The 20886-nt window shown below is 70.3% G+C and carries 16 protein-coding genes and 1 pseudogene; 9 read left to right on the top strand and 8 right to left on the bottom strand.

What is annotated here, in order from left to right:
• The first annotated feature begins 13 nt into the window (after positions 1-13).
• From Q5425_RS06950 to Q5425_RS06925, 6 genes are all read left to right on the top strand, one after another.
• The gene (locus Q5425_RS06950; RefSeq protein WP_308671255.1) at positions 14-1378 is read left to right on the top strand and encodes an aspartate aminotransferase family protein; all 1365 of its coding nucleotides are present in this window, start codon (positions 14-16) and stop codon (positions 1376-1378) included.
• A gap of 5 nt (positions 1379-1383) precedes the next feature.
• Entirely contained in the window at positions 1384-2304 is a 921-nt protein-coding gene (locus Q5425_RS06945) for an NAD(P)-dependent oxidoreductase (protein WP_308671254.1), read from the top strand.
• Positions 2301-4352, top strand: coding sequence for a GNAT family N-acetyltransferase (locus Q5425_RS06940; RefSeq protein WP_308671253.1), 2052 nt, complete (start codon positions 2301-2303; stop codon positions 4350-4352). The genes Q5425_RS06945 and Q5425_RS06940 overlap by 4 nt, the downstream gene beginning before the upstream one ends.
• Positions 4353-4583: 231 nt before the next feature.
• Positions 4584-5624: a radical SAM protein gene (locus Q5425_RS06935; protein WP_308671252.1), complete on the top strand. Its 1041-nt coding sequence runs from the start codon at positions 4584-4586 to the stop codon at positions 5622-5624.
• Positions 5608-6903, top strand: coding sequence for an FAD-dependent oxidoreductase (locus Q5425_RS06930; protein ID WP_308671251.1), 1296 nt, complete (start codon positions 5608-5610; stop codon positions 6901-6903). The genes Q5425_RS06935 and Q5425_RS06930 overlap by 17 nt, the downstream gene beginning before the upstream one ends.
• Positions 6900-7925: a hypothetical protein gene (locus Q5425_RS06925; protein ID WP_308671250.1), complete on the top strand. Its 1026-nt coding sequence runs from the start codon at positions 6900-6902 to the stop codon at positions 7923-7925. The genes Q5425_RS06930 and Q5425_RS06925 overlap by 4 nt, the downstream gene beginning before the upstream one ends.
• On the opposite strand, the gene Q5425_RS06920 is transcribed toward Q5425_RS06925, so the two are convergent.
• The 4 genes from Q5425_RS06920 to Q5425_RS06905 form a co-directional block, all read right to left on the bottom strand.
• Positions 7915-8709 carry a hypothetical protein gene (locus tag Q5425_RS06920; RefSeq protein WP_308671249.1) on the bottom strand — a complete coding sequence of 265 codons (795 nt, stop codon included), beginning with the start codon at positions 8707-8709 and terminating at the stop codon, positions 7915-7917. The two genes, Q5425_RS06925 and Q5425_RS06920, sit on opposite strands and share 11 nt — an antisense overlap.
• A gap of 32 nt (positions 8710-8741) precedes the next feature.
• Positions 8742-9587, bottom strand: a complete 846-nt coding sequence (locus Q5425_RS06915) for a methyltransferase (RefSeq protein ID WP_308671248.1) — start codon at positions 9585-9587, stop codon at positions 8742-8744.
• On the bottom strand, positions 9584-10420 hold the full coding sequence (locus tag Q5425_RS06910) for a sugar phosphate isomerase/epimerase family protein (protein ID WP_308671247.1): 837 nt from the start codon (positions 10418-10420) through the stop codon (positions 9584-9586). The genes Q5425_RS06915 and Q5425_RS06910 overlap by 4 nt, the downstream gene beginning before the upstream one ends.
• A 689-nt stretch (positions 10421-11109) precedes the next feature.
• Complete coding sequence (locus Q5425_RS06905; protein ID WP_308671246.1) at positions 11110-11670, bottom strand: EF-hand domain-containing protein; 561 nt, start codon at positions 11668-11670, stop codon at positions 11110-11112.
• 520 nt (positions 11671-12190) lie between these two features.
• Here Q5425_RS06905 and Q5425_RS06900 point away from each other — a divergent pair.
• Positions 12191-15388 carry a BTAD domain-containing putative transcriptional regulator gene (locus Q5425_RS06900; protein ID WP_308671245.1) on the top strand — a complete coding sequence of 1066 codons (3198 nt, stop codon included), beginning with the start codon at positions 12191-12193 and terminating at the stop codon, positions 15386-15388.
• A gap of 179 nt (positions 15389-15567) precedes the next feature.
• On the opposite strand, the gene Q5425_RS06895 is transcribed toward Q5425_RS06900, so the two are convergent.
• The 3 genes from Q5425_RS06895 to Q5425_RS06885 are packed head-to-tail and all read right to left on the bottom strand — an operon-like array spanning position 15568 to position 16473.
• Positions 15568-15957, bottom strand: coding sequence for a hypothetical protein (locus Q5425_RS06895; RefSeq protein ID WP_308671244.1), 390 nt, complete (start codon positions 15955-15957; stop codon positions 15568-15570).
• Positions 15958-15987: 30 nt separating this feature from the next.
• Positions 15988-16191: a hypothetical protein gene (locus tag Q5425_RS06890; protein WP_308671243.1), complete on the bottom strand. Its 204-nt coding sequence runs from the start codon at positions 16189-16191 to the stop codon at positions 15988-15990.
• Positions 16192-16218: 27 nt separating this feature from the next.
• Positions 16219-16473: a hypothetical protein gene (locus Q5425_RS06885; RefSeq protein ID WP_308671242.1), complete on the bottom strand. Its 255-nt coding sequence runs from the start codon at positions 16471-16473 to the stop codon at positions 16219-16221.
• 1244 nt (positions 16474-17717) lie between these two features.
• Here Q5425_RS06885 and Q5425_RS06880 point away from each other — a divergent pair.
• A complete protein-coding gene (locus tag Q5425_RS06880) occupies positions 17718-18497 on the top strand; it encodes a class I SAM-dependent methyltransferase (protein WP_308671434.1) in 780 nt (259 codons plus the stop codon).
• A gap of 210 nt (positions 18498-18707) precedes the next feature.
• Positions 18708-20341, top strand: a pseudogene (locus tag Q5425_RS06875) (ABC-F family ATP-binding cassette domain-containing protein).
• Between the two features lie 122 nt (positions 20342-20463).
• On the opposite strand, the gene Q5425_RS06870 reads toward Q5425_RS06875, so the two are convergent.
• Entirely contained in the window at positions 20464-20637 is a 174-nt protein-coding gene (locus Q5425_RS06870; protein WP_308671241.1) for a hypothetical protein, read from the bottom strand.
• Positions 20638-20886 lie beyond the last annotated feature (249 nt).

The raw sequence follows: 20886 nt of genomic DNA, 5'->3' as shown, positions 1-20886 counted from the left end.
CGGAGGTGATCAGGTGCGGGAAGCAGCAACGGCCGTCGCCAGGGCCGGACTGCCTCGGGTCGCAGACGCCGAGCGGGACTACGCCCGCCGCACCCCGGGTTCCCGGGCGCGCTGGGAGCGGGCCACCCGGGTGCAACCGAACGGGGTCAGCGGAAACGGGAAGTACTTCCCGCCCCATCCGCTGTTCATCGCGGACGCGAAGGGCAGCAGGGTGACCGACGTCGACGGCCATGAGTACCTCGACGTGCTCATGGGCAGCGGGAGCCTGTTGCTGGGACACGGCCACCCACGCATCGTCGCCGCCGTGAGCGAGCAGGTGGCCCGCTTCTCCGGCACGACGATGCCACACGAACCGGGCCTCGCCCTCGCCGAGCGCATGAGCGCGAAGCGCGGCCTGGCACGGATCCGGTTCACGGTCACGGGATCGGAGGCCACCCAGTCCGCGCTGCGCGTGGCGCGGTCGGCGACCGGCCGCACGCGCTTCGCCAAGTGCGAGGGCGGCTACCACGGTTCCGGGGACGCGTTCCTCGTCGCCACGCACTCGACGGCGATGGCGGGCCCCGACAGCGAACCGGCCGCCAAGCCCGACTACGCGGGCTTGCCGCCCTCCGTCGGCGACGACGTGATCGTGCTGCCGTACAACGACGTGGCCGCCGCCGAGCGGCTCATCCGCAGGTCCGCCGCCGACCTCGCTGCGGTGATCGTCGAGCCGGTCCTGTTCTCCTCCGGCGGAGCCGTGCCCGCGACCGGGGAGTTCCTCGACACCCTGCGCCGGGAGACCGCCGCGGCGGGCATCGTGCTGATCTTCGACGAGGTCGTCACCGGCTACCGGCTGGGACCGCGTGGCGCCGAGTCCCACTACGGGGTCACCGCCGACCTCGTGACGCTCGGCAAGGGCGTCGCGGGCGGGCTGCCGCTGGCCGCCTTCGGTGGCCGGGCGGACCTGATGGACCTCGCTCTCGCCGGCAGCGCCGAGAGCCGGGTGTTCCAGTCCGGCACCTACGTGGAGAACGCCGTTTCGGTCGCCGCGGCACACGCCGTGCTCGACGAGCTCGCCGAGCGGCCGGACGCGCTGACCCGGCTCGACGCGCTCGGTGAGCGCCTGCGCACCGGCATCGCCGCCGAACTGGACCGCGCCGGGGTGCCGGGCGTGGTCACCGGCGCCGGCTCGATGCTGCACTTCCACCTCGGCGCCACGTCCGTCACCAACCGCCGCGAGCTGCTGCGTGCCGACGTCGAATCGTCCCGGCTCGCGCAGCTCGCCCTCGTCGCCGCCGGTGTGCTGTGGCAACCGCTGCACCCGGCCGCACTGAGCATCGTCCACACCGCGCAGGACGTCGACAACGTGCTCGCGACCATGCGAGAGGTCTTGAGGTAACAACCATGCGTTTTCTCGTCACCGGTGGCGCCGGGTTCGTCGGAGCCGCGACCGCACGGCACCTGCTGGCCGCGGGCCACGACGTCGTGACCTTCGACCGCACGCCCGCCGACCACACCGGCCACGAACACGTCGTCGCGGACATCCGGGACAGCGGCGCGATCGAGCGCGCGTTGTCCGGCGGCCAGGTCGACGGGGTGCTCCACGCCGCGGCGTTCCCCAGCGTCGCCAGTTGCGACCGCGACCCGGTCGGCGCGTTCGACGTGAACGTGACCGGCACCGCCCGCGTGGTCACCGCGGCGGCCCGGCACGGGGTGCGGCGGGTCGTGACGGTCAGTTCGGAGGAGGTCTACGGCGACTTCCCCGGCGAGGTCGCCGCCGAGGACGACCGCGCCCTGCCGACCTCCGTGTACGGCGCCACGAAGCTGGCCGCGGAGGCGGCGGGCCGCACGATCGGGCGGGTGACCGGCGTCGAGCACGTCGCGGTCCGGCTGTCCTGGGCGTACGGGCCAGGCTATCCCCGGCAGCGCGCACCCCGGTCGATGATCCTCGACGCGCTCGCGGGCACCACCACGTCGCTGGCGGGCGGCGCGGACCACGCCCTCGACCTGACCTACATCGACGACGCGACCGACGCGTTCCGCCGCCTGCTCGAGGCACCCTCGCTGGCGCACGACGTCTACAACCTCGCGAGCGGCGTCGCGTACTCACCGGTCGACATCGCCGGGGCCGTGCGGGCGGTGCGGCCGGACTGGGACTTCGCCATCGGGCCAGGCCCGTTGACCACCGAGGACGGCACCCCGTTGCCGGCCAAGGGCGCGCTCGTCCTCGACCGCATCCGCGAGCTCGGTTACGTCCCCAGCGTGCCACTCGCCGTCGGGGTACAACGCGAGTACGAGGCGATCGCGAACGGGGGCGGCCGGTGAGCGACGCGCCGAGGGTGCTGGCCTACGCCTGGGACCACGAGGGTCTCGGCCACGTCTCCAGACTGCTCAACATCCTGCACGGGATCAGCGAGCTGCGGCCGGACGCGGAGGTCGGCATCGTCGCCGAGCAGGACAGCGACCTGTTGCGCAGGTCGGGGTTCCGCTACGTCGCCGTGCCGGGGCACCCGGACAGCTACGTCGGCCGGGTTCCCGGTGTCGTGCGAGGGGAGCTGCCGCTGGAGCGTGCGGTGTCCGCGGCGACGATCCGCGCCGCGGTCGAGGTCGTTCGGCCCACCGTCGCCCTGCACGACTCCGTGGTGTCGGCCGACCTGCTGCGGGCCGCGCCGCCACCGGCGGTCGCGCACGCGCTCGTGTTGCGCCGCAACACGTTCATGGGTGAGTTCCTGCAGTCTCTCGGCCCGCACCTCGACGACCTCGCGCTGGTCATCCTCCCGCACCGGCCGGACGAGGTGCCGCGCAGTGAGATCCCCGCCGGGCTGCGCAACCGGGTCACGTTCACCGGCCCTATCGTCCGCCCGGTCGTCGAGGGCGCCGTCGCCGACGTGCGGGCGCGCTACGGCGTGTCCGGGGGCGAGCGGATGGTCGTCATCACCGGCGGGGGCGGCGGCTTCGAGGACCAGTACCTGTTCGTCGAGGCCGCCGCGCGGGGGGTCGAGCGCACCGCGACCACGCCCACGGTGTGCGTGCTGGTGCTCGGCTACTTCTTCCGCGGGATCGTCGGGCTGCCCGGAGACTGCGCCGCGCCCGTGAGCTGGCGGGTCACCCGGCACGAACCGGAACTCGCGACCCTGATGCGTGCCGCGGACGTCGTGATCACGCAGGGCGGGTACAACACCCTGTTCGAGGCCCGCGCGGCGGGGGCGCGCGTGGTCGCCGTGCCGGGTGTACGGGCCACCGACAACCAGACCGCGCGCGTGCGGCTCATGGCCCGCGACGACCCGAACGTCGTCGCGGCGGACGCCCGGGACCCGGACGGCGTCGCGCGCGCCGTCAGGAAGCTGGAGGGGCAGGCGGAACGCAGACCGGTGGCGGACCTGTCCGCGGGCCGCCGCCGCGCCGCCGAGGCGGTCGTCGGCCTGGTCGCCCGGCGGACCACGGTGCGGCCGCGCACGCCGGACTGGGACCAGCACGTCCTGGCCATGCCGTCGGGCACCCCGTTCCAGCGGATCGGCTGGCTGCGTGCCCGCGCGGCCACCGACGGCGCACAGCTGCACCCCCTGCACGCCCCCGACATGCGGTGGGTGTCCGGCGTGCTCGTGACGAACGGCGCGAGCACGCCCGCCGCGTGGGTGCCGCGGGGACCTGCCGGGTACACCGTGGCCGATGTGCTGGCCGCCGTCGACGCGACCATGGCGGAGTTCCCGGACCTGCCGCTGACGGTGAGCCCGTACCTGGCGCACGGCTGTGGCGGCGAGCAGGTCGAAGCCGCGCTGCGCGAACGCGGGTTCGACGACGGGCCGGCGAAATGGGAGGCGGCCAGCGTCGTCATCGACGTCGCCGCCGAACACGACGTGCTGATGTGGCGAATGACGAAGAACAGACGAAGCCTGCTCCGGCAGCAGCTCGACGACCCGGCCGTCACGGTCACCGAGGACCTTTCCGACGAGGGGCTGAGGCAATTCGAGGAGATGTATCAGAAGTTCGGGCGGATACGCCCGGTGAGCCCGATGCCGTCCGGGTATCTCAGACAGCTGCGCGACCGCGGCCTCGGTGACGACCTTGGCACAGTTCTGCTCTGCCGACGAAACGGCGAGTTGTGTTCGGGACAGTTGTTGCTTCGCTGCGGCGATCTGGCGTGGGGGTCGCGTGCACCGCACTGGCCCGGCCGCCCGCCGCTCGGCGTCGTCCTGCAGTGGCATTCGATCCTGTGGGCGCGGGAACACGGTTGCCGGCGCTACGACCTGGGCGGGATCATCCTGGACGGACCGCGGGACGAGAGCGACGGTGTCACCAACTTCAAGCGCGGAATGGGTGGCGTCGTGCTCCGCACGGTGCCCAGCCTGCGCCGCGATGTTCGGCCGACATAAGACGAACGCCTGCCGTGCCTTTCGTGGACGACCCACCCCCACTATGTTGATGTCAATCATGGTCGCAGTCCGACAATGGCCATACCGAGAGGATTTGTGACAATGGAACACGCCGCGGTTGAGCGCGCCGGCACGTCCGGTTCGACGGTCGGCGAATCAATCCCGCCGGGCGCGCCGAATTCGGAGGACGACGGCCCTTTCAATCTCGTCCGAAAGCTCGGTCAGGAATCCGTGCACGACCGCATCTCCGGCCTCGCACCGTCCCGGCCGACCACCGGCCCGTACGTGGCCGAGATCGATCCGACAACCGCGTGCAACCTCGCGTGCCCCGAGTGCATCAGCGGAGAGCTGCTCAACCAGGGCTCGCTCGAGCACACCAAGTTGATACAGACCATCGACGACCTGGCGGAGCTGGGCACCCGGGCGGTGATCTTCATCGGCGGCGGGGAGCCGATGACCGCGCCGGGGTTCTCCGAACTGGTCCGCCGCGTGCACGGACACGGTATGGCCGTCGGCATCACGACCAACGGCACCTTGATCTCCCGGCACCTCGACGCCGTCTCCGAGTGCGCCTCGTGGACCAGGGTGTCCGTCGACGCGGGCAACGCCGACACGTTCGCGTTCTTCCGGCCGAGCAGGGGCAACCGCCTTCCGCTGCACCACGTCGTGCGGCAGATGGAGGCGCTCGCGAAGGTCAAGCGCGGCGCGCTCGGGTATTCGTTCCTGCTCCTGAAACGGGACGGCCGGACCAACATCGAGGACATGGTGGAGGCGACCCGGCTCGCCCGTGAGATCGGCTGCGACTACATCGAGTGCAAGCCGTCCATGGAAATGGACCACAAGCTCACCATCTGGACCGCGGACGAGCTGAGGCGGATCCGGGAACTCATCGACGAGTGCACCGAACTCGCGACCGGCTCGTTCCGGGTGCACATGCCGGTCTCGATGTTCCACGTCTTCGAGTCGGCGGACCTGACCCAGCCGAAGGACTACTCCTGGTGCCCGGCGACGCACATGCGCACGGTGATCACCCCGAGTGGGTGCTACGCCTGCCCGTACCACCGCGGCCGGGCCGAGTTCCGGTACGGGGACGTGGCGAAGCAGTCGTTCCGCGAGCTGTGGGCGTCCGGCGAGCGCGCCGAGATGCTCGAGCGGCTTTCACCCGATCGCGACTGCCGGTTCCACTGCATCCGGCACGCCCAGAACGAGGCGGTGCTCAGTGGTGTCGCCGCCGCCGAGCCGACGGTGGGAGACTATGACCCGTTCATCTGACCCGGTCGTGATCGTCGGCGCGGGTCCGGCCGGGCTGAGCGCCGCCTACCACCTGCCGCACGACGACTACATCGTGCTCGAGGCCGGCGCCGAGCCGGGTGGATTGTGCCGCAGCCACGAGTTCGGCGGCGCCGTGTTCGATGTCGGCGGGCACGCGTTCTTCACCCGGCACCCCGAAGTGCGCGAGCTGATCGGCCGCCTGTGCCCCGTGGAGTTGTTCGAGCAGCCCCGGTCCGCGTGGGTCTACTCGCACGGCACCTACGTGCGTTACCCGTTCCAGAGCCACCTGCACGGTCTGCCGACCGACGTGGTGCGCGAATGTCTCGTGGGCCTGCTGACCGTCGTACGGGACAAGGGGTTGCCGCCCACGAGTCTGGCCGACTGGATCGAGCGCACGTTCGGCGACGGCATCCGCAGGCATTTCCTGGAGCCGTACAACACCAAGCTCTGGGCGCACCCGCTTCGCGAGATCACTCCCGCGTGGACGGGCCAGCGGATCGTCACCCCCGACATCGACGCCATCGTTGCCGGCGCGCTGGAGCCGAGGCACAACGACGACTACGTCAACGCGCGCGTCACCTATCCCGCCGACGGCGGCTTTTCCACGCTGTACCAGGGTTTCGTGAAGCACGTGGGGGAGCGGTTGCGCTGCGGTGTCCACATCGACCGGATCGACCTGGACACCAGAACCGCCCACAGCAGCGACGGCGAGGATTTCCCGTTCTCGCGGCTGGTGTCGACCATGCCGCTCGACCTGCTCGTCGAGCGGGTCAACGGTCTGCCGGCAGGCAGCGCGGACGCGGCCCGTCGCCTGCGGCACAACTCGCTGCACCTGGTGAACCTCGCGGTGGACGCCGAGGGCGTGACCAAGCGGCAACGGGTGTACGTGGCCGACCCCGAGGTGCCGTTCCACAAATTGGTGCTGAATTCCAACTCCTCACCCGCGCTCCGGGCGCGGCCGAGGTTCGGCATCCAGGCCGAGGTGAGCTTCTCGCCGCTCAAGCACGTCGAGATCGACGGCCTGGCCGAGCGGGTGGTGGCGGCGGTAGCAGGCATGGGTCTCGTGGACCCCGGTGCGGTCCGGGAAACCGAGGTGTGCACCGTGCCCTACGCCTACCCGGTGCACACGTCCGACACCACGGCCGACCGCGAGTACCTGCTCGGCACGCTTCTGGAGGCGGGCATCGTCTGCGCGGGCCGCTTCGGCGAGTGGCTGTACATCAACTCCGACGACGCCGTGCTGCGCGGCAAGAAGGCCGCCGAGGAGGTGTGTGCGTGACCCTTCCGGAGTTCCGGCGGCCGGACGCGTTCCTCGACGACTTCCGCGACGAGTCGGGCGTGTCCCCGGCGAACCTCGGATGCCTGCTGCACTGCGTGCGGGACGTGTTGCGGGGCCACGGCGTCACCAACACGATCCGGTACGTCGTGCGCCCGCTCCAGGTGGTGCTCTCCGTGGACCCGCGGTTCCGTCCCTGGCTGTGCTCGGCGGCCGAGGAGGAGCTGTCGGAGCCGGCGTTCGAGCACGGCCTGCGTGCCACCTACCGATGGGTCGACGACGTTGCCGCACTCGGCGACGTCGTCGATGCGACGCTCGCAGCCGGCAAACCCGCGATCGTGTTCGCCAACCGGTGGCTGGTGCCGTGGCAACCACAGTCGCCGCTCGCCCAGTCGGAAGGCCACGCCAGCGTCGTGCTGGGCCGCGACGCCGGCACGCTGCACCTGGTGGACCGTCAGCCCATCGGCGACACCACCGAGAGCCGCGACGTGGACGTCGAGCTCGCGGAGCTGGCACCGAGCGTGCGGTGGGGGATGGGGGTGCTGGACTACGAGCTCGGCCCCTCGCCGTCGACACCGGCCGAGCAGGTGCGGTCGGTGCTGGCGCGCTCGGCGGACAACCTCGCGGTCGGCAGGCCGCAGCCGCAGTTGCGTTCCCGTGGCCTCGACGCACTGGCCACGCTGCGGCTCCTGTTCAGCGAGGAGACGTTCCCCCGGCTCGACTCGCGGCACCTGCGGCTGAGCATGCGGTGGCACCTGGCCGCGTGCATCCACAAGTACGTCATCGGCAGCCGTCGACTGCTGAGTGCCTACCTGGAGCTCGACGCTCCGGAGCTGGTTCGCGGGACGCGACTGGCCGAGGTCCTCGGCGAATCCTCGGCGCGGTGGGAAGAACTCGCCAGGGCGTTCGCGCACGCGAGCAGACGTGGCCTGGTCAGCCCCGTCGCGAACCTGCCGGAAGCCTTGTCCGCGACCGAGGCGGTCGACACCGAACTCGTCGAAGCGTTGCGCGCGGCTACTGGGTGAGCCCGCTGCGAAACCGGTCGTTGCTGTTGAGGATCTCCATGAGCAGGTCGGGGGAGTAGCCGGCCTTCGTGGCGGACATGATGATCGCCTGGAGGTCTTTCGGGATGCACTTGCCGTCGAATCCGGGCGTTTCACGGAACGCGGCGGTGTGGAACGCGCTCACCCTCGGGTCGAGCAACCACCCCTCGCGGACGGTGTGCCAGTCGGCCGCCAGCGCGTCGCAGATGTTGCGGAACTCGTTGACGAACGTGACCTTCGCGGCGATGTAGGAGTTCTCCATGTACTTGATCAGTTCCGCCTCGACGGCGGAACACTGGAAGTAGGTCTTGTTCGGTCCGGCGACGGGCAGCAGGAAGTCGATGAAGCGGGACCGGATGTGGGGCGCGCCGCCGAAGATGTGGAACGAGATCGCCTCGGGGCCGTCCGCCCAGAACGGGTTGTAGAACTTGGTCTCGCCGAAGTATTCCGGTGAGAAGCAGATGTTCTTGCCTGTCCGCTCGATCAGCAGATCGGTGGTGCCCGGCGGCACGGTCGACTTCAGCATGATGTCCCGCACCGGGATCCGGTCGACGGCATCGAGGACGTTCGACGTGTCGCACGACCCGTCCGGCGCGGGCGGCGTGCCGACGCAGATGATGGCAAGGGTGCACTCGCCGAGTTCGGCCATCGGGTAGTCCTCGTCGGTCCGCGCGTCAAAGCCGACGATGTCGGCGTGCGGTTCCAGCAGCCGACACATGGTCTTGCCGACGTGCCCCATGCCGATGACCGCTACGTTTTCCCGCATGTGACTCCTCAATGTCTCGTTGCGCCGACGCGTCAGCCGCGCGGCCTGGTGGCGACGAGAACGCCGCTCCACCCCGGCCGTAGCTCCCGCACGGAGATCTCGTAGCCGGGCAGGTGCCCGGCCGCGGCGGCCCGTGCTTCCCGCTCCTGGCTGATGTGGAAGGTCACCACGACGGCCTCCGGCGGCACGTCCCGGCGGCCGGCCTGTTCGAGCAGTTCGTGCTGCAGGCCCCAGCCGGACTCGCCCGCACCGAACACGGCCGTCGCGGGTTCGTTCTCCTCGACTCCCGGTTCCAGCAGGCCGCGCATGGCCGCGCTGACGAACGGGAGGTTGGCCAGGACCAGCCCGACCGGCTCCGGCACCGGTTCGAGCAGGTGACCCTCGCGAAGCACGACGTGACCGGCGAGCTCGGCGCGCTCGACGTTCAAGCGCGCCACCTCGAGCGCGTCGGCGGACAGGTCCGTGGCGTAGATGGGCCGTGCCGCGGGCGCCAGGCGTGCGAGAGCGATGGCGAGGGCCCCGTTTCCGGTGCCGACGTCGACCACAGGGAACGGTTGCGCCCCGGCAAGCCCGCGCACGAGTTCCGCGCAGACCTCGACGACGGTGCGCATCACCGGACGGGTGATCTGGACCCGAGGGTCCACCGCGAGCTCGTGACCCATGAACGTGTCGGTGCCCGCGAGGTACCCCATTGGCACGTGCCGCGCCCGCTCGGCGACGAGCCGGTCGAACACCTCGGCGACGGTGTCCTGCGCGCCGAGGGCCCTGGCCCTGTGCAGCAGTCGCGCAGCGTCCTCTTCCGGCTCGCCGATGCCCGCCTCCGTGAGCCGCGCCGCGCCGCGCCGCAGCAGCTCCTCGTCCGTCACCAATTCGGTCATGACCGGTCCGGCTGCGGCGCGACCGGCTCCCAGCCGTGGGCGCCGAGTGCCTTGGTGCTCGACCGGATGGCCAGGTCCGGATCGGCCATCCAGGTGGTCTCCAGCAGGCTCCACCCGTCGTAACCGAACTCGCGCAGCGCGTCGGCGATCGCGCCGAAGTCGATGTCGCCGGTGCCCACCGGCCAGTGGGCGGGCACGGTGCCGTCGCAGTCGGACAGGTGCACGTGCGAGATCCGGTCGCCCAGTATCCGCACAGCCGCCGCCGGGTCCTCGACGTACCGCGCGTTCGCCGAGTCGAAGACGACTCGGCAGTAGGGGTTGTCCACCTCGTCGACGAAGGCGGCGATCTCCTCGCTGCGCACCTTGTAGAGGCTCGTGATGTTCTCGAGGCCGAAGATGATGCCCTTCGCCGCGGCGTAGTCGATGCACTCGCGCATCGCGGGATGTGCCAGGCCGTCGCTGAGCTCGACTGGCTCCAGAATGAGCGGATGCCGTCGCCCCGGACCGACGACGACAATGCGCGCGCCGAGCATCTCCGCCACGTCAGTGGCCGCTTTCACCTCGCGGATGCTCTCGTTGCGGAATGCGTCACTGCGGCTGGCCAGGTTGATATCGATAAAGGTCGGGTTGATCGACAGGATCTCCACACCGGTCTCCGCCACGACCCGCGACAGTTCGTCTCGTTCGCGGGTGCCGAACGTGCGAGTGTCGAGCTGAGGAGGCGTGCTCATGATTTCCAGTCCGCGAAACCCCAGGTCCGCAGCCCGGCGAACGGCATCGGGCAGCGAGTTCTCCCAGATGAAGTTGTAAAGGCACGTTCCGAGCTTGAGCACGCGGCTGTCCCCTTCGTTCGGCGCGGCATGCCAGCGATCCTACCCCGTTGTCGTATTTCCGGTCGAATTTCACGTGCCGTTGTTCGACTGGGGATGCGACCCAGTCGAACAATGGCAGCGGCGGTGGTCACCCAAATCTACGACGCTGATTCTGGCGCTCAGATGCCACGACGTGTTCACCCGCGTGGCGGGCGCCGTGTTCGTCCTCGGTAGAGGGCGAAGACCGCTGACCCTTGGCCGCCCGCCGCTCTAAGGGGTGGAACCAAATAATCGCGGGGATGCGCGGGGGAACGCCGCCCGCGGCCGTGCAAAACCGCGAAGGACCGATGACGAGGTTTACCGGGCGACGCCGTGTAGCTCGGCCCGCCGAAAGCGACTTTCTTTGCAGAGTCCAGTACGTCGCCTGGCTATGGCGAGGTTTTACACCCTGCGCACCCTGGGCGTCGCAGTTCCGGTTCGGCGCGGCGGCGGAATACCCACCGCGAGCCGGGCCGCCTGGGCGGATCCGCCGGCGCCCGGCTTTCAGGCGGCGTCGGGGCGAAGTGGATCGAACTCGTTCTCCAGGTGGCTCGCCGACGGCGCGCTGCTGTTACGCCCGGACGTCATCGTCGCCTGGGACTCGGCTTCCGGGATACCGCTCGCTGAGGTGGTGACGCGGGTGCTCGGTACGGTCGGGATGAAGGGCGACGTCATGTGAAGGAGCGGCCCATCCACCAGTTTCCCGGGGCGTCGGGGTCGGTGCTTGACCAGAATTCCACGCAGGCACGGGTGAACTCCTCGGCGGTGAGGTGGCCGTCGCCGTCGGTGTCCAGGTGGGTGAAGGCCTCGGTGACCTCGGCTTCGGTCAGTCCGGGGAAGTGTCCGCGTTGGAAGACCAGGAATTCGGCGGGACTGACGCGGCCGTCGGCGTCGGTGTCGGCGATGGCCAGGAAGGCTTCGGCGAGCGCACCGAGGCCGGCCTGGGCGGCGTCGGGGTCGTCGGCCAGCGAACCGGTCGAGGTGGTGAACTGCTCGCGGGAGATGGCGTCGCCCCCGCCGGGGATGTGGGGCAGGTGCAGGTCGCGCCAGATGCGCAGGTAGGCGTCGATGATGGTCTTTTCCTGCGGTGATCCGGGGGTGTGGCCGAGGGCCTCGGCGGCGCGCCGGCCCATCAGGACGTGGTCCTGTTCGGTGAGCAGCCCGTCCCCGTCGACGTCCAAGTGCGAGAACCCGTGTTCGATCTTCGCTTTGAGCAAATCGTTGACCGGCACGAGTTCTCCCGACGTGGTGGGTTGAGGCGGACGGAACCCAGGATGCCGCCACCGCGAATCGCCGGACAAGATCCGAACGAGTCCTTGGCCGCCACGAACGAGTGGTGTCAGACGGGTTTCCGCCAACCTCATCGACCGGCCGAACGATTTCAGGGAAGGCGTGATCCGCCGGTGCCGCAGGGCCGGCCAGTGCGGGAAGACTCGCTGCTGGTGCGGGGCGGGGTTGATGGCGCCGGCGGTGCACAGCGCGATGCGCAGCCGGCCTGGTTCGCGGCCGACCTCACGTCGAGCACGGCGGTTTTGAGCACCGCGATCGCCGTGGCGACGATCTCCTTGGGTGCGGTGACCTTCCGGCACCAGAACGCCTGGCCACCGCATCCCGGGTGGTCGCGCCCACTTGATCGGAGCGGCCATCTCGTCGCGTGCCGGCGGCGAGCGCGCTCGCCGCCGGCAGCACCCCGTTACCCTGGTCGGCAGCGGACAGCCGTCCCACCTCGTGCTGCCCGTGCGAGGGGAAGACGTGGGCACATCCGATCTGAGGTTCGGAATCCTCGGTCCGCTCGAGGTGACACGCGGTGGCACGCCGGTCCCGGTCAACGGGCCGAAGTTGCGCATCGTGCTCGCCGCGCTGCTGCTGCGCGCGAACGCCACGGTCACCTTCGACCGGCTCGCCGAGGACCTGTGGGGCGGCGAGCAGCCCCCCACCGCGCGCAAGAGCGCGCAGCTCTACGCGCAGAGGCTGCGGCGCGCGCTCGGCGAGGCCCTGATCGAGACGCGCCCGGACGGCTACCTGCTGCGGCTGGAGCCCGGGCAGTCGGACCTGGAGCGCTTCCGCTCGCTCGTCGGACGGGCCCGCGAGGCCGACCTGGAGACCGAGCGGGCGCTGCTGGCCGAGGCGCTGGCGTGCCGGCGGGGTGCGCCGCTGGCCGACATCCCGTCCGAGTCGCTGCACCGCGACGAGGCCGTCCCGCTCACCGAGGAGCTGCTGCGGACCCGTGAGCGCTACCTGGAGGTCAGCCTCGAGCTGGGCCGGCACCGCGAAATCGTCGGTGAACTCGCCACCCTGACCCGCCAACACCCCTGGCAGGAGTCGTTCTGGGCGCTGTACATCCTGGCGCTGCACCGGTGCGGGCGGCAGGCGGACGCGCTGGAAACCTACCGTGACGTGCACCGGATGCTCGCCGAGGAGCTCGGCGTCGAGCCGGGCCCGCGGCTGCGCGCGGCGCACCGCGCGATCCTCACCGCAGCGGAAGAGCCGGCGGCCGCCGAACCGCTTCCCGCCGTCTGCCAGCTCCCCGCGGACCTGCCCAGCTTCTCCGGACGGACGTCGGACCTGACCAAGCTCGACGCGCTGCTCGGCGACCCGCCCGGAAACCGGACGCTGGCGATCGCGGGGCCCGGGGGGATCGGCAAGACCGCGCTGGCCGTGCACTGGGCACACCGGATGGCCGCTCGCTTCCCGGACGGCCAGCTGTTCGTCGACCTGCGCGGGTACGCGTCGACCTCGCCGTTGTCCAAGACCCAGGCGCTGACGCTGTGCCTGCGCGCACTCGGCGTGTCCGCCTCGCGGGTGCCGGTGACGCTGGACGAGCAGGTCGTGCTCTACCGGACGCTGCTGGCCGGACGGCGGGTGCTGGTGGTGCTGGACAACGCCGCCGGCGCCGATCAGGTCCGGCCGCTGCTGCCGCCCAACCCCGGCTGCGCGGCGCTGGTGACCAGCCGCGGCGACCTGCGCGGGCTGACCGTGCTCAACGACGCCCGGGTGCTCGCTCTGGACGTGCTGACCACCTCGGACGCCCGGACGCTGCTCACCGACCTGCTCGGCCCCGGCCTGGTCGACGCCGAACCGCGGTCCGTCGACCGGCTCGCCGGCCTGTGCGGGCACCTGCCGCTGGCGCTGCGGATCGCCGCGGCGAACCTGGTGGGTGGCAAGTACTCCTCGATCGGGGACTACGTGGGCGCGCTGCGGGCCGACCCGCTGGCGGAACTGGCCATCGAGGGCGACCCGGACGTCGCTGTGCGCGCGACGTTCCAGCTGTCCTACCAGGCGCTCGACGAACCGGCGCGGCGTGTGTTCCGGCTGCTGGGCCGGATCCCGGGACCCGATTTCGGCCTCGCCGCGGCGGAGGCGCTGGCCGGCCCGGACACCCGGCGCTGCCTCGACCGGCTGGTGGCGGCGAGCCTGCTGACCCGGCGCAGCGCCACCCGGTTCCAGTTCCACGACCTGCTGCGCGAATACGCCGCCGACCGCGCGCGGGCCGACGAGGTGCCCGGCGAGCTGGCCGCGGCCGACGCCCGGCTGTACGAGTACTACCTGGACACCGCGGTGGCCGCCACGCAGCGGCTGTACCCGCTGTTCCGCCGGATCCTGGCCACGTCGGCGCCCGAGGCGTCGTTCGAGGACGACGAGCCGGCGATGCGCTGGCTCGGCGAGGAGCGCCCGAACCTCGTCGCCGCGGTCGAACGCGCGGCTCGGTCGCCCGAGCTTCGCCGCTACAGCACGTTGCTGGCCGACACCCTGCGTGGCTACTACGCCGGGCGCGGGCTCGCGGCGGACGGGCTCGCGGTGGCCAACGCCGCCCTGGGCGCCGCCCGCGAAGCGGGTGATCGCCTCGCCGAGGTCTCGGTGCTCATGCTGCGCGGGACGATCGCCTACTACCTGAGCGACTACGACGCCGCTCTCGACCTGTACGAGGAAGCTCTCGAATGCGGCGGGACGGGCATGGACCCCGCGGCCGAGTCGGAGGCGCGGCACGGACTCGGCCGGGTGTACTCGCAGCTGGGCAGGCCGCACGACGGGATGCGCCACCACGAGCGCGCGCTGGCCATCGCCCGGCAGATCGGCGACCTGGGGACCGAGGCGCGCGAGACCAACTACGTCGGTGTCTCGCTGCTGTCGCTGGGCCGGGTCGAGACGGCGATCCGGTGGCACACCGAAGCCGTCGAGCTCAGCGCGCGGAGCGGCAACCGGTACGTCCGGCTGCTCGCGCTCAACGGGCTCGGGCTGGCCCACTGGACCGCGGGCCGGATGCGGGAGTCCGCGGAATGCCACGAGGAAGGACTGCTGCTGTGCGAGCAGTGGGGACTGTGGAACATGTTCACCAACAACCTGGTGTGCCTGGCCGAGACCTACTGCGACCTCGGCCGCTACGGCGACGCGGAAAAGCGCGCCCGTCAGGCCTTGGAAAAGGGTCGTGAGCTGGGTGAACGCCGGCAGGAAGCGGGCGCGCTGGAGATTCTCGCGACCGTCGCCCGGCGGCGGGGACGGGTCGCGGACAGCATCGAGGGGTACTCGGTGGCGCTGGAGCTGGCCCGGAAAATCCACTTCCGCTACGGCGAGACGTCCGTTCTCATCGGGCTCGCCGCCGCGCACCGCGCGATCGGCCACCCGTCGGACGCGGTGACGCACACGGAGCTGGCCCTGGCCAAGATGAACGAGACGGGCATGCGGGTGCTGGAATGCGCGGCGCTGACCGAGCTGGGGGCGGCGTGCCTGGACCTGGGCGACCGCCCGGCGGCTTCGCGGTACATCGGCCGGGCGCTGAAGGTTGCGCGGGAGAACGGACAGCGGTTGCACGAGGCACGGGCCCTGCAGGTGGCCGCCGCGGTCCAGGATTCTCGCGGGGACACGGCGGCCGCCTCGGAGTTGCGCGCGGCGGCTCTGGAGATCTTCACGGTGCTGGGCGTTCCGGAGGCCGCGTTGCCCGCCCGGAGTTGAGGGCCGGGACTTCCGGTCCGGGAAGGACGCCTTCAGTGCATCCGCGGCGCTGAAGGCGTCCTTCTTCCCCCTCGGGTGGGTGCCGTGGGTCCTCCCCCCACCGCGGCAACCACGACTTCGGTGCCGCCCGTCCTCCGGGCCGGGCGATCACCCTGGCGCAATTCTGCGGGGCGGTGGCTTCAACCTGGCATCAGACCGACCTCACGTTCTCCGGACCGCGGATGCTCGACGGCGGGATCGCCGGATTCACCGTGCCCGGCCAGGAGCACCAGGGCTTCCCGGCCTGCGTCTCCGCGGCGGTATGAGGCTCGGCGCGGGATGAGCAGCAGGGTGACCAGCCGCGGCAGCACGCGCGGACCGGCGGCCTGCGGGTGGCGGAGCCGGTCGATCCGATGCGTCGTGGCCGCTGCCGCACCGAGGGTGCCGGGTGGCGCGGCGGCGGCGCCGTGCGAGAGGCCGAGCCGCAGCGGGTAGTCGGGTTGCACGGTGCCGCGGAGGCCGCGGCCGGCACGGGTCCACGGTGGCGCTGCGGGCGGGGCGGGATTGGCCGGGTGCAGGTGCAGCACCATCGGAGCTCATGACGCGCGCGGACAGGTGAATCAGCCAAGCTCGTACTCGGGTTGCCACGGCTTACCGGGCAAGAGCGTCCGCTTGGGACCGTTCTTCGCGCGAAGATGTAGCCGCTCGCCGGTCTCGAGCCAGTTGGCCGCGACCACTTGGACATCGGTCACCGGGTCGGGCCCGAAGTTCTCGATTTTGATCGTGGGACGTGGGTTCTCTTCCTTCTGTGGCAGGTTGTTCACCCCGACGTGGGAGGTGTCGGAGTAGGCTCACGAGCCACTCACGAAGTACGCGTGCACCCGTTGGCGCTCGGCTTCCCGCCGGCTTTCCCGGCCAACCTCGTCCCGAGCGATCCGCAGCGCCGCCCACGCTGCGTAGAACGCACCGAGCCCGCCGACCCACTGGCCGAGTCCTGCCCAGTCGTCGGGGCCGAGCCGTGCGCGAGTGCCGATCAAAACGAGCACCGCGCCAGCAGCGCCGGCCAGCAGGGACCACGGGCGGGAACCGGTGAACAGCCGCTTCAAGCGGAGACGCGTGATCGCCCATTTGACGGCCGGCAAGCCGGCCGCACGAGGGCGGTGGTATCCCTCGTGGACGGTGGGCTTGCTCCGGACCGTGGGTCTGCTGCGCTGAGCTGTAGCCACGCTCAGCCGGCGCTCACACGGGAGGAGGTCGTCGGCGCTGCGTATCGCGGATAAATCATCGGTTATCGATATAGGCGTCTTCCGGATCACCGGACCGCTTGAAGTAGCGTGGCCACTGGAGGATGATCCATTGACATTCGCAGGAAGGAGGTCTGATGAAGGTCCGTGCACTCTGATCAGTCGGACCGTGCGTTTTAGCTGCACCTGGTCACCGGCATTGAAATGCTCGAATCGGTTTGCGGGAATGTCGACGGACGCCGGGCCGGGAGAACCGCTCGGCGTGGCGCACCGGTGGCAGCTTCCTGGCCGGGTGCAGGCAATCGCGACTCAACACCACGCACCTCGACCGAAGTGAGTTCCATGCCTTCCGACTTGTGGTCCCTATACGGCCTCACTGTCGTCACGCCGCGACTCGAGCTTCGCTTGCCACGAGAGGAAGAAGTGGTCGAACTCGCTCACCTTGCGGGCAAAGGCGCGCACCGTCCGGACGAGCGTCCGTTTCTGACGCCCTGGACAGATGGCGGCCCGCGAGATCGAGCGCGGTTCGTGCTCCAGAGTCACTGGAGCCAACTCGGAGAATGGACTGCGGCGGCGTGTCAGGGTGTGTCGCGTAAGCTCGGCTACGAGCACGACGGGATCTCCGTGGACGCCCGCGGCCAGGAGGCTCTTGTCTCCGACCGGCTACGACTCACAAGGAAAGCGTGGAGCAGGCAGGCGCTGGCATGCCCTGCAGCTAAGGTGGAGGGAATGGAGGGTTGTCGGCCATGGTTCGGCCTGTAATCCCATTTCCTCATGCCGCATGTTCGGCGATTCTGACCGCGGCTGACTCGAGTACTGCCGGCGGGTCGGATTCCTCTTGTGAGTGCCAGCCGGCTGCGGCGATGTTCCCTGTCAAGTCAGCGTGTAGAGCCACCCGTCGGGTACTGATCAAGGGGCTCGGCTGGAGGCGGATGAACGTCCTTTCGTTTGTGGGCTGCTTCAATCTCCCGCTCAGCGATCTGGATATGGGTGTTGGCTGGAAGCCGACATCGTGATCGGCGCGATGAGCGTCCGGGTGTCGTCGTCTTACGAGGTGTCGAAAATGGGGTGTGGAGCGCGCGGTCGCGGGCGTAGCGTCGGCGACCATGATCGGTTCGGCGAACACAGGAGATGACCCGGCGGACGGCTGGTTCCCCGAGAGCGTGGCTGCGGGCTACGACTCCCCGGGCGGTGCGAACGTGCCGGAGGTGGTGACGTCCGTGGTGGATGTCCTCGAAGACTTGGCCGATGGACCGGTGCTCGAGTTCGCAGTCGGGACCGGGCGGATCGCGGCGCCGCTGGCCGGTCGCGGTGTGCCGGTGAGCGGCATCGAGCTGAGCCGGGCAATGGCGGCGCGGCTCGCGAGCAAGCCGGGCGGTGCCGCTGTCAAGGTCACGATCGGCGATATGACGACGACGCGGTTGGCCGGTCTGTTTTCGCTGGTCTATTTGGTATACAACACAATTAGCAACGTCACCACCCAGGACGGGCAGGTCGACGTCTTCCGTAATGCGGCCGCGCACCTGCGGCCGGGCGGGTTGTTCCTCGTCGAGGTGGGCCTGCCGGACCTGCGTCGCCTACCACCCGGGCAAGACATCGTTCCGTTCGCGATGACGCCCGGCGCCGCCGACGGCGGCTATGTCGGTTTCGACCAGTACGACATCGTCACACAGCGGTTCACGTCGAACCATGTCACCGTCTCGCCGGACGGGGTGGGGCGGTTCCGACGTATTCCCTTCCGATATGCGTGGCCGGCCGAGATGGACCTCATGGCACGCATCGCCGGGCTGAAACTGAAGCACCGCTGGGCGGACTGGGATCGCTCGGAGTTCACTGCTGAAAGCACCAAACATGTGTCGATCTGGGAGGCAGGCCTGAGCACGTGACGTGTGTCATCCAGCCTGGCACGACTCCACGGGCTCGCGGTGGCCTCGACCGGTTGCGTCGGGTTTGGGGCTTATTGTCCGCTCGCCTGCAGGCGGCTCAACACATTGACGAGTAACGCAGCGACGGAACAGTGACGGCGCCGCCGGCGGTGCAGGCGGCGGGGGCGACCTCGACCGTCGCGTTCGGTGCGCCGGCGGAGGAGAGCTGACGTGGGGTATTTGGACGTGCAGAGCGTCGGGCACACGCTGTCTGACGGGCGGGTCCTGTTCGAGGATGTGTCCTTTCGGGTGGTGAGGGGACGAAGTGCGCCCTCATCGGGGCCAACGGCACCGGCAAGACCACACTGCTGCGGATGATGGCAGGCGAGATCCGGCCCACCAGCGGTCGGATCGCGCATCAGGGCGGTCTCGGCGTGATGCGCCAGTTCATCGGCTCGGTGCGGGACAACACCGAGGTGGGCGACCTCCTGCTCAGCGTGGCCGCACCGGATCTGCGGCGCGCTGGTCGACAACTGGCGGCGGCCGAGGTCCAGATGATGGAGCGCGACGACGAGCGCGCGCAGATGGCCTACGCACAGGCCCTGTCGGACTGGGGCGACGCGGGCGGCTATGAGGCCGAGACGCTGTGGGACGTGTGCACCACCGCCGCCCTGGGCGTGCCGTTCGACCGCTGCCGCTACCGCGACCTCTCCACCCTCTCCGGCGGAGAGCAGAAGCGCCTCGTGCTGGAGGCACTGCTGCGCGGTGGCGACGAGGTGCTGCTGCTCGACGAGCCGGACAACTCCCTCGATGTGCCCGGCAAGCGTTGGCTGGAGGCCGCCTTGGCCGAGTCGCCCAAGACGGTGCTGCTGATCAGCCACGACCGGGAGCTGCTGGCCAACACCGCGACCCGGCTGGTCACTCTGGAGGGACACGGGGTCTGGGTGCACGGCGGCAAGAGCAGCCGGGAGACCTGGGAGACCTACCCCAAGGCGCGCACGGCGCGGCGGGAGCGGCTGGCCGAGCTGCATCGCCGCTGGGACGAGGAGCACGAGCGCCTACGCCAGCTGGTGATCACGCTGCGGGAGCAGGCCAAGATCAGTCCGGCGATGGCGTCGAAGCTGGCCGCCACCGAGACCCGGCTGGCCCGCTTCGAGCAATCGCCCAAACCGCCCGAGCCGCCGGTGGAGCAGAAGATCACCATGAAGTTGCGCGGTGGCCGCACCGGGGTGCGGGCGCTGGTCTGCGAGTCCCTGGAACTCACCTCGCTGATGCGGCCGTTCGACGTGGCGGTGGACTTCGGCGAACGGGTGGCGGTGCTCGGCAGCAACGGTTCCGGCAAATCACACTTCCTGCGCTTGCTGGCCGGGCAACCGGTCGAGCACACCGGACGTTTCGCCCTCGGCGCCCGAGTGGTGCCGGGCTGGTTCGTGCAAACCGACGACCACCCGGAAATGCACGGCCGCACTCTGACCGAGATCCTGCACCGCGGCGACGCGGGCCGGGCGGGCCGAGACCGGGGCGCTGCCATCGGTGCGCTGCGCCGGTACGAGCTCGACGGTGCTGCCGACCAGCGTTTCGAGTCGCTGTCCGGGGGTCAGCAGGCCCGGTTCCAGGTGCTGCTGCTGGAGCTGTCCGGTTGCACGATGCTGCTGCTGGACGAGCCAACCGACAACCTCGACCTGACCTCGGCCGAGGCGCTGGAACAAGGTCTGCGGCAGTTCGAGGGCACCGTCCTGGCGATCACGCACGACCGCTGGTTCGCCGGCGGTTTCGACCGCTACCTGGTGTTCGGTTCGGATGGCCGGGTCTACGAGTCCGACGAACCGGTGTGGGAGGAGACCAGGGTGGTGCGTGCCCGCTGACCGCGGTGCCGCGCCACCGCGGTGCAACCACCCGACACCGCACGGCGCCGACCGGGCGCGGCGCGGAGACAATGACCAGACCCCCCGCGCTCAGCTCACGGACAGCGTGCCGGAACCAAGATTCACTCGTCGTTGACCCGGCAAACGGCGTTCATCGCGCGGTCGAGGAGCTCGGCCAGCGGTCGTGCCTCATCGTCGAACACCCATGACGCCAATGCTGCTTCAACGCAGGCAAAAGTGGCACCGATCATGGCCGCAGCCGCCGGATCCGCATGGTCGGTGGCGCGGAGACCCATGCGCCGCGCGATCTCCGGGCGCAGCCGCTGGGCGACGAGCGCGTCCTTCTCTCGGTGGCGGCTCGCCAGCGCGGGTGTCGCCTTCCGCGGGCAAACTGGACTTGCGGCGCCCGGTGCGCGGGCGCAGCGCGTCCTTGCGCGTGCGGCCGAACTCCCTGTGGAGCCCGGGCCTGCATTTTTCCGACCTGACAGGTTGAGGTGGCCACCTGACACACACCTCTGTCCACAGTAGAATTTCTGGCCGTATGA

This window comes from Amycolatopsis sp. A133 (genome assembly GCF_031082405.1).
Taxonomy (GTDB): Bacteria; Actinomycetota; Actinomycetes; order Mycobacteriales; family Pseudonocardiaceae; genus Amycolatopsis.
The sequence above is the reverse complement of the archived record's forward strand: the minus strand, read 5'-3'. Positions and strand labels throughout refer to the sequence as shown.